This window comes from Nostoc flagelliforme FACHB-838 (assembly GCF_014698065.1).
GTDB classification, from domain to species: Bacteria; Cyanobacteriota; Cyanobacteriia; order Cyanobacteriales; family Nostocaceae; genus Nostoc; species Nostoc flagelliforme_B.
In genome coordinates this window covers 1-8,172 of the sequence record NZ_JACJSI010000264.1, presented here as the reverse complement: position 1 = coordinate 8,172, position 8,172 = coordinate 1, and the positions used below count along the sequence as shown (strand labels likewise).

Annotated in this window: 12 protein-coding genes and 1 pseudogene; 3 read left to right on the top strand and 10 right to left on the bottom strand. The window is 44.1% G+C overall.

All coding sequences use genetic code 11. The features are described from left to right. The 10 genes and pseudogenes from H6G97_RS40095 to H6G97_RS40050 all read right to left on the bottom strand — a co-directional run. Positions 1 to 312, bottom strand: a pseudogene (locus tag H6G97_RS40095) (GMC family oxidoreductase N-terminal domain-containing protein); the annotation flags it as partial. Positions 313 to 412: 100 nt separating this feature from the next. After that, on the bottom strand, positions 413 to 547 hold the full coding sequence (locus H6G97_RS40090) for an AraC family transcriptional regulator (protein WP_338421948.1): 135 nt from the start codon (positions 545 to 547) through the stop codon (positions 413 to 415). 157 nt (positions 548 to 704) lie between these two features. Next, entirely contained in the window at positions 705 to 1,871 is a 1,167-nt protein-coding gene (locus H6G97_RS40085) for an FAD-dependent oxidoreductase (protein WP_190946180.1), read from the bottom strand. Between the two features lie 425 nt (positions 1,872 to 2,296). Continuing rightward, positions 2,297 to 2,803 carry an ester cyclase gene (locus tag H6G97_RS40080; protein ID WP_338421947.1) on the bottom strand — a complete coding sequence of 169 codons (507 nt, stop codon included), beginning with the start codon at positions 2,801 to 2,803 and terminating at the stop codon, positions 2,297 to 2,299. A gap of 163 nt (positions 2,804 to 2,966) precedes the next feature. Continuing rightward, the gene (locus H6G97_RS40075) at positions 2,967 to 3,863 is read right to left on the bottom strand and encodes an AraC family transcriptional regulator (protein ID WP_190946179.1); all 897 of its coding nucleotides are present in this window, start codon (positions 3,861 to 3,863) and stop codon (positions 2,967 to 2,969) included. Between the two features lie 248 nt (positions 3,864 to 4,111). Beyond that, positions 4,112 to 4,495 (bottom strand): hypothetical protein, encoded by a 384-nt coding sequence (locus H6G97_RS40070; RefSeq protein WP_190946178.1) that lies wholly within the window; start codon positions 4,493 to 4,495, stop codon positions 4,112 to 4,114. Next, positions 4,488 to 4,718: a hypothetical protein gene (locus H6G97_RS40065; protein WP_190946177.1), complete on the bottom strand. Its 231-nt coding sequence runs from the start codon at positions 4,716 to 4,718 to the stop codon at positions 4,488 to 4,490. Before H6G97_RS40065 ends, H6G97_RS40070 begins: the two co-directional genes overlap by 8 nt. Next, complete coding sequence (locus H6G97_RS40060; protein WP_422394263.1) at positions 4,699 to 5,085, bottom strand: hypothetical protein; 387 nt, start codon at positions 5,083 to 5,085, stop codon at positions 4,699 to 4,701. Before H6G97_RS40060 ends, H6G97_RS40065 begins: the two co-directional genes overlap by 20 nt. Positions 5,086 to 5,129: 44 nt before the next feature. Continuing rightward, positions 5,130 to 5,480, bottom strand: a complete 351-nt coding sequence (locus H6G97_RS40055) for a helix-turn-helix domain-containing protein (RefSeq protein WP_199349995.1) — start codon at positions 5,478 to 5,480, stop codon at positions 5,130 to 5,132. Next, on the bottom strand, positions 5,455 to 5,760 hold the full coding sequence (locus H6G97_RS40050) for a hypothetical protein (protein WP_190946183.1): 306 nt from the start codon (positions 5,758 to 5,760) through the stop codon (positions 5,455 to 5,457). Before H6G97_RS40050 ends, H6G97_RS40055 begins: the two co-directional genes overlap by 26 nt. Between H6G97_RS40050 and H6G97_RS40045 the strand changes: the two genes are divergently transcribed. From H6G97_RS40045 to H6G97_RS40035, 3 genes are all read left to right on the top strand, one after another. Next, a complete protein-coding gene (locus tag H6G97_RS40045; protein WP_190946176.1) occupies positions 5,754 to 6,578 on the top strand; it encodes a hypothetical protein in 825 nt (274 codons plus the stop codon). The two genes, H6G97_RS40050 and H6G97_RS40045, sit on opposite strands and share 7 nt — an antisense overlap. Before the next feature lie 112 nt (positions 6,579 to 6,690). Further along, positions 6,691 to 7,149: a DUF1392 domain-containing protein gene (locus H6G97_RS40040; protein ID WP_190946175.1), complete on the top strand. Its 459-nt coding sequence runs from the start codon at positions 6,691 to 6,693 to the stop codon at positions 7,147 to 7,149. Positions 7,150 to 7,180: 31 nt separating this feature from the next. Next, positions 7,181 to 8,113, top strand: a complete 933-nt coding sequence (locus H6G97_RS40035; protein ID WP_190946174.1) for a hypothetical protein — start codon at positions 7,181 to 7,183, stop codon at positions 8,111 to 8,113. The last annotated feature ends 59 nt before the right edge of the window (positions 8,114 to 8,172 follow it).

Here is an 8,172-nt window from a genome sequence, read left to right as displayed (position 1 = left end):
GTAGTCACGTTCATTGCCTCGTATATAAATCATGCCATTAATCGAACTGCTGCCGCCCAAGACTTTACCGCGTGAAGATAAAATTTTGCGGTTATTTAAGTAAGGTTCCCCTTAAGTTAAGTATGCCCAGTCCACTTCCGAGCCTAAGAGTGTAGTAGGCCACACTGAGGGAACTTGAAGTTCTGGCTTGGTATCAGAACCACCCGCTTCGAGCAGCAATACTTTAGTATTAGGGTCTTCTGTAAGACGGTTGGCAACAACGCAGCCTGCTGAACCGGCGCCAATCACAATATAATCAAAAATTGCTTGCATCGGTGTATTAAGACTTGATACTTCAACTGGTAGCTGATTCGTTATATTACTCACACTTACTCCAGAGCCTTTAAACTGACATTTCAAGGTGTACTGAGTTTTAATGCTCAACTGCTTTCAAATTCTTATGATATTTTGTTGATAAAGAGCGAACCTGCTCTGGTGTCATTCCTGTAAATCGTTTTAACTGTTGTGTTAAATGACTTTGGCTAGAAAAACCTACTTGTAGTGCAATGTCTGCGATCGCAATGTAGATCTACTGACTACAATAGTTTTGCTAAGTTGTTGTATCAGTAGGCAAAATTCCAGGTGGCCCCCAAAATCTCGTCGCCGATCTCGGCAGAAATGCGATCGATCATTGTTAGTTCTCTTTAATCTAATATTAAAGACGCTTAATAAACTTTTCGCTTTTGAGCGATTGGATTATAGCGATAAAGCCATGCTTCAAAGTCATCCTGACTCCTAAAAGATGGTTTCATCATTTCAGTGAATGTGTTTTCACTATCGGGTTGATAAGCTTTATAACCCTGAGTAGCACTGCGATCGTAAATAATTGCTGTACGAGGAATGCGACTGTTTTCATAAGCATTAAGTGCCGCCTCTATATTCGGAGCGACGGCAAGACACTCCGCTAGTTCGTAAGCGTCCTCAAACGCCGTATTAGCACCTTGTCCTAGAGAGGGGACGACAGGATGAGCCGCATCTCCCAAGAGCGTCACTCTACCCTTACTCCAACGATCTAAGGGCGGGCGATCGCAAATAGGGCGCTCTACAATATCTGCTGCGGGTGTGGCTGCGATTATCGCCCCTACAGGCTCTGCCCACCCTGCAAATATCTTCAAAACGTGAGTCTTAGCATCGGTTGCCCGTCGATTGACATAATCGTCTGCCGATAATGCACTTGTACCCCAAAAGGTATAACCATCCCCCACATCCATCAGCATGGAATTTTGACCATTGGATGACGTTATTACAGTTGTTGCGTTGGGAGACAATTGCTTGTGAGAATATCGAACGAGCGCCCGCCAAGACATTCGCCCTGCATAGTTAGGAAACTCATCTCCTATTATTCGCTGCCTGACAACAGAATTAATGCCATCTGCGCCAATCAGCAAGTCTGCTTGGACTGTTTTTCCATCTGGAAAATAGATTTTAACACTGTCGTCTTGCTCCTCAAAGCCTACACAGCGATGCTGAAGATGAATGATTTCGGGCGGTAGTACCGATGCCAGAATGGCTTGCAGTTTTGACCACTGAATCATTAACATGGGCTGTCCATATCTCTGCATTATTTCCATTGACTTTGACGCGATCGTCTCTCCAGTGCTGCGTTTCAAGATTAGAGTATGGATTGGACTGCCTGCTTTTATTAATGTCTGGGCTATTCCTGGTTGAACCGCATTGAGGCTATTCAAACCGTTTGGGGTTAAGCTTAGACCCGCACCAATCGGTCGCAAAACTTTGGCTCGCTCGTAGACTTGTACTTTAAATCCCTTCCTGAGTAGTGCATTCGCGGTTGCCAAACCGCCAACTCCACCTCCAATAATTGCAATGTTCATAAAGCTATTTCTCTCAGTATTTATTGTTGAACTTTGCTTTCAATTAATCTTCCAAAACTCACTGGTATTGAGCTAGGATAAACGCAAAAATATGCAAGATGGTTTCAAAATGCTTGATGTTTCGTTGTAAAAATGTTTTTTTGACTTATCATGTAACAAACTCTCAAAACTAGACAGGACAAGGATTTCCAGATCATCTTGCTGAAAATTACACGGATCTCGGCTCAATACCTTTGTGGGAGAAGGGGAGCAAGAGAAGCTCAAAATAAAATGAACTTTCAAAGTCCCTCTCCCGCTCTGGGAGAGGAATTTAGGGAGAGGGGGGTCGAGTTTTGTCAGTCAACCAGCTTGTTGTGAATGGTTATGTTACTTGCGCTCCTTTGTAGTCGCCGAGTTTGGGAACTGATGTTTGCTGGCTCCTACACTTAGTCGCGAGCAATTAGTGTGTTTGAAGGTAAGTTGGGATCAATCACCTTACGCGCACTGTCAACGCCCACGACAGGAAGTGTACCCGGATCGAGCAAGCCGACTTGAACCAATACACTTGCCTGATCCCAGTAAATGTGTTCGTGGGCTAGTTTGCCATCACGAAACCGAATAATCGCGACCACTGGCACTTCAACCCGTTTCCCAGTTGGAGCAACGCCAGGTAGCATCCAGTCCATCTGGATTGTATGAGTGAACTTAGCCACCATTTCATCCACGAGTTGATCGGTTCTGATCGTGCGCGAAATTGGAACTAGCTCCAAGTCTGGCGGGATCTGTGGAATAAAGTATTTAGAATAAAACTCGCGCAGTGCTGGTTTTCCTACTCCCCCAGTCATTACTGGAATGTGATTGACGTAAGCATCCTCAACCATAGTGGCGAGAGCATCTTCAGTGTTGTGAGTGTCAAACTCATACCCTATATGCTCTTCCCAGAGTGCTTGCACGGCTTCCTGAGCGGGTGTCAGGTTGGGGGTTGCCTGTAAATTTGCTTGTTTGTCTACAGTTTGCTCTTTAAGTATGTTGAATTCTCCTGGTTCTACATCTCTAAAGTGTATTGAGTTCTAATGCTTGACTTCTTTCAGATTCTTACGATGATTTATCAGATTCTTATGGTGAAGGGCGAACCTGTTTCGGTGTCATTCCAGTCAGGCGCTTAAACTGTTGCGTCAAATGACTTTGACTGGAGAAGCCTACTTGTAAGGCAATGTCCGCGATCGCCAAATCCGTTTTCGACAGCATCAATTTTGCCTGTTCCACTCGCTGTTGAATCACGTACTGGTGTGGGGAAGTACCTATAGCGCGTTTGAATAAACTCGCGAAGTAAGTGGGGCTGATATTGATGACTTCTGCAATTTCAGCCAGTGACAAATCTCGGTCGAGGTGAGTGTGAATATAATCGATCGCTTGTCGCAGCTGAACGCGAGTTAAGCTCTCTTGCTTTGGTGTAATGGTTTGTGTAACAGCAGAATAATGTCGCAGCAGATGAATGACTAGCACTTGAGTTAAAGATTCAACATAAAGCCGTCCCATGATGCCGTTTGACTTCAACTCAGCTAAAAGCAGCATTCCGATCTGCTGGAGGTGCAAATCAGGCTTAGAAAAACAGTTCACCAGGTTAATTTGATCGCCATTGAGATCCGATGTTTCAGCAACTTGCGTGATTAACTCCGGCTTCAAGTGAATGTGCAGCATTTGCTTGGCGGTGTCAGTTTCCCCACAGTGCCAGTAACTCGGTTGTCCCGCTGGGACAAAAATGCTGTCACCCTTTTTAACGATAGAGTCATGCCAGCAATCGTTACACTTCTGAGTCAACCGAACGGGTTGTCCTAGCGGTAAGTTGAGCCAGTGATTTGACAGGGCAGGAATCTCGACTTCAGCTGACGTTGGAACGCTTTGATGCTGTTGAACCAAAATTCCATTCCAGCCCATCTGCTGGCTAGATAACACCAGAGATTTATTTAACCATTCTTCAGGTTTGACCGAGTTGATCAGGGTGCTTCTCATCAGCTTTGCGTTCAGAATTCAACTCATTGGTTTGACTTAATACCTCTTCTAAATTAGCATGTAAGACCTACTCAACTGGTGAATCACAGAGTTTTTTCACAACTAGTAAATGCAGCAGGTAGCAGTTCTTCTCGGCATTGTTGCGTAAATAGGCAAAATGGTAAATTTTACGTATCACCCCTAACTGTCTAGTTGGTATGAAACAGCCTGGGACTCAAGCACAGAGATAATTTCTTGATGTTGATGAACTAAACTTTGTATTGCGCTAACTGGATCATGGTGAAGGCGATATTTTTGTTGACGGGGGGCTTCGGCAAAGCTAATCTACGACGTTGAGCTTTGTACTCAGTTACAGATACTTGCTGAATTTGCTCAAGTAACTGTTTTTCGCTTTGAGCTAGAAATAGAACTTGATATTGTCCAAAATCACGTAATTCGGCAGTTGATTTCCGTCCACTAATAGGACGCTGATGGCGACGCAAATGGCTAAACATAGCTTCCATTTTCAGGTTATCTGGTGGTAAGCCAGGAATATCATAGCAGTGCAATAAGTTAGTCCCGAATTTATCCCATAAACATTGTAACTTTTTCTTCAAGGCAAACTGTGCCGGATTTTGCCCTGGGTCAGGCATAAACTGCTCTAATAACTGCTTGCATCTCGCACTGGACTTGAAAGCTTGTTAAAGGTAATTTCGCGGCATCTGTAATATCAATTACACTGCCACAGGTGTGGACGGAGTTATGAGGGTAGCGTAAACAATTAGCAATTCGTTGCAACCACTTGTGCGCCTCTAACAAATCTGATGCTACTGTCTGACTACTTTTTAAAGCTTGGTCAACCCAAAATGTCCACAAATTGTGGACATTTATGCAGATTGTCCACAACGATAGCTGCATCAATTAACTGGTAAGAACGAGAACGATTGTAACTGAATCTATCTTTGCAATACTCCTCAAAGGTGGAATGAGTAGAACGGTATAGTCTATGATCGCGCAATTCCATCAACGCCTTGCCAGCCTCAAAAAACGCCCTTTCAACCTTTCGCTCCAAATGCAAGCGATCGCTCTGCTCCTGTTCGGTTAATTCAGGAACTTCAACAGCAGGAACATCAATGATCGCTGAAGCTGGGTCTTCTAAAGGGGTGATATCTGAGTTGAGGGATTCCGGGTTGCGTGAGGCGGCAGAGGTGGCTTTTTTGCGCTTATGGGGTGGGGTGTCCATTTATCCACCTCTTCTGGCTTAAGTATGCTTAAGAACAAAAATACTTATGATGCCTCCTTATTAGGCGTTAACCATAATACCTGAGTATTAGGTTTAGCTGATTTACCAGGATTAGATAATTGCTCATTTTCGGCTTTTTGTAACGCTTTTGATTGAATATCCCCTGTCGTAGGATCGCCATCATGATCAAAAGTGTAGTCAAACAAATCCCCTGGTGTAATTATTCGGTTATCACCTGCGGCTTGATACGCCTTTGTCAAACCATTACATAAACTGTTTAAAACTCTCCCACTGATTTGTTCAATTTCATCAGCGTTTTTCAGTTTTGAAATGGACGTTGGGTGGATACCCGAAAGTTCAGCAAGTTCTTTATTGCTGATTTTCTTCTCTGCCATTAATATTCTTAGCCGCCAACGAATCATCTTTAGAGAGTCTTTTTTTGTTTTCCTTACTCTCATAGTTTCCTCCACTAATGCTTTTATAGCTAGATCGCTTACTTAAAGCGATTCCTACAAATATAGCAGCCATAATAATTAATATGCAAGATTGACAAACATATAGCGACCCCGCTATATTTATGGACAGCAAAAAGCGACCGCACCTCTCTCGCAAATTGGAAGCGATCGCTTTTGCAAAACATCCACCATACAGATGGCGTAACCAATATAATGACACATCCAACTTACACCCAACAACAGCTGCGCTCCAAATCCCTAGACCAGCTAAAGCGCATCTACAGCGAAATCGGCTGCACAGTCGAAGTAAGCGACAAACGCTGTAAGGACGCGTGGATTTCCGCTATTGTTAACTATCAAGCCAGCAAGATTCAGAAACTCACCCCTGTTGCCCCCGACAACCAAGCCCTCGCCCAAGCCGAACTCGACAACTACATCGCTGACCAAGCCCAAGCAATAGCTCCCGAACCCCTCACAATAGTCGAAATCTCTTTTGACCATCACGAATATTACGCTGATGACAAACTGGTAGCCAGCATCAGCCATGACGACACCCACTTAACGCAACGCTGGGTAGTCATGGTCAACGACGAAGAAGTATTTCGTGCCAACACTCTAATGCGTTGCGATCGCTTCATCTGCACTCACTACAAAGATGGCTCATTACCTGTGCAGGAGAAAGAAACAACACCCTCCACGACCGAAAACCAAATCATGGCGCATATCTTCAACGAGTGCCAGGATTACGGCTTTGAAATTCTCGATGATGGCATTTACAACAACAACGGCGTGAAACTGGGGCAAGTCGGATGCACTGACGGTGACTGGTGGGTGAAGAGGCGTTATTCACGTCAGCAGCAGTATTCTAACTCGGTGCTTGATGCTGTGCTATCGCTATCGACAGTGGATACGTCACTGGCTGAACCAGTTCACAAATACTTGCAAGACCGACCCTTAGAGCAACTGACTACTGAAGAATTACAGCAGCTTTTCAACCATGAAGTGCGATCGCAACTTCAAGAATTAGTTACAGCGTAAAGCCTCATGTGGGCAGCAGTGAAAATTGCTGCTCACTTTTAGATATTTTTTGGGCGTTCTTCTTCAAACATTGCCGAAGATTTTTAGGTTATTAATCCCAGGGAAGAAAAGCATGATTGACCATATTAATGCACTCAAAACAAGTTGGTATCTTTCTCCTCCTTGGCGTGGAACAATTCCACCCATTGAGGTGAATTTACTGGAGAGAGTTTACCTGAGAACCACGAAAACATTCGGCTATTGCTGCGGTATGCAATGGAAACACGAATGTTGGATTTATTCAATTGATTGCCGTAATGAAATACTCCACGCTACACAAAACCAAATCATCGGGACTGGAGAATTAGAAGCCATCAAGGTGCAAAAACCTGCTTTCGTTCTGGGAGAAAGAGTGATGCTCTGTTCTCACAATAAGGGAACAAAACAACGGCTGATTTTAGGGATTGGGCTGGTGAATAATTCTTGGTTTTACCTTGTTGAATTGATGTCACCAACATTAATTAAGACACCAACTATATCGAATCGTTTCTCATTAGTTGGTGAAAAAAGTTTGATGCGCGTGAATCTCTAAAGTTTTGAAACTTACTTAGGAGTCAAGCAACATGAGTTTACCTTTAAATCAAAATGTTTTAGTCGAGTCTCCATCATTGAGAACTTCTGCACTTTCTAACCTAGATGATTCTCGTGCCCAAGAAGTTCTCAGCAAAGCAAAGGCAATAGTGTTCGCTGTATGGAACGGTAGCGGCTGGGCAACTACTGCACAAATAGCGGAATATTTTTCAGTTACAGAGTCCGCAGTCAAAGAGCTAACAAGAGTAAATCAATCTGAATTCCAAACCCAAGAAACTAAAACCCTTACAGGCATTGACTTACGTGATGCTCGACAGACACTCTGTCTACCATCTAGAACTTCCCAAATTAGAATTTTTTCGGCTTTGGGTGCATTAAGGATCGCAATGATCTTGCAGCAATCTCAAGTAGCAGCGCAAGTTAGAACCATCATTTTAGACTTGGTTGCAGCAGTTCCCAGCATCACTCCTCAAACTCCTGCACCTGTTCCTGCTCTCCCACCGGTTGAGCAGCGCTTACAAACTTTGGTCGAGGCGATGAGAACTTTAGCCGAACTCACAGGTGGCAGACTCAACCCGTACATGGAACAGCAATTTAAAGACTATGCCGGGAATCTTCTGGCAGAACACAACAGAAAATTGTTAACCCCTTCAGAAGAACGCTGGTTGGGCGTGGTCAACTTTGCAGAGAGCGAACTTGGAAAGAAAGTCCCTATAAGTGGCACTCACTATCGCGGACACTTGGGTACATGGGTGAGAACATTCTACCCACAATTAGGCGATCGCCAAGAGACACGATTAGTCAATGGCGTTCAACAGCCCATTTATGTCTACGCTTGTCACGAGCCGACTGTTGCGGCTGGGCTGACCAAGGCTATAGAAGAGTTCTTTGCTCATCCCAGTCCTGGTGCAGCACTAAGAATTGCGGGTGCTTTTACTAATAAGAAGGAAAAAGTATCAGTTTAATAACCATCAATCTTCAATTATTCAGTTACCCGAATTTTGAGTGCTACTGGCTACTAAGC

Excerpts from the sequence above, each read along its gene's own strand:
- H6G97_RS40040 (WP_190946175.1), top strand. The coding sequence starts at position 6,691 with ATGATTGACCATATTAATGCACTCAAAACAAGTTGGTATCTTTCTCCT.
- H6G97_RS40045 (WP_190946176.1), top strand. The coding sequence starts at position 5,754 with ATGACACATCCAACTTACACCCAACAACAGCTGCGCTCCAAATCCCTA.
- H6G97_RS40075 (WP_190946179.1), bottom strand. The coding sequence starts at position 3,863 with ATGAGAAGCACCCTGATCAACTCGGTCAAACCTGAAGAATGGTTAAAT.
- H6G97_RS40060 (WP_422394263.1), bottom strand. The coding sequence starts at position 5,085 with ATGGACACCCCACCCCATAAGCGCAAAAAAGCCACCTCTGCCGCCTCA.
- H6G97_RS40070 (WP_190946178.1), bottom strand. The coding sequence starts at position 4,495 with ATGCCTGACCCAGGGCAAAATCCGGCACAGTTTGCCTTGAAGAAAAAG.
- H6G97_RS40055 (WP_199349995.1), bottom strand. The coding sequence starts at position 5,480 with ATGGCAGAGAAGAAAATCAGCAATAAAGAACTTGCTGAACTTTCGGGT.
- H6G97_RS40085 (WP_190946180.1), bottom strand. The coding sequence starts at position 1,871 with ATGAACATTGCAATTATTGGAGGTGGAGTTGGCGGTTTGGCAACCGCG.
- H6G97_RS40035 (WP_190946174.1), top strand. The coding sequence starts at position 7,181 with ATGAGTTTACCTTTAAATCAAAATGTTTTAGTCGAGTCTCCATCATTG.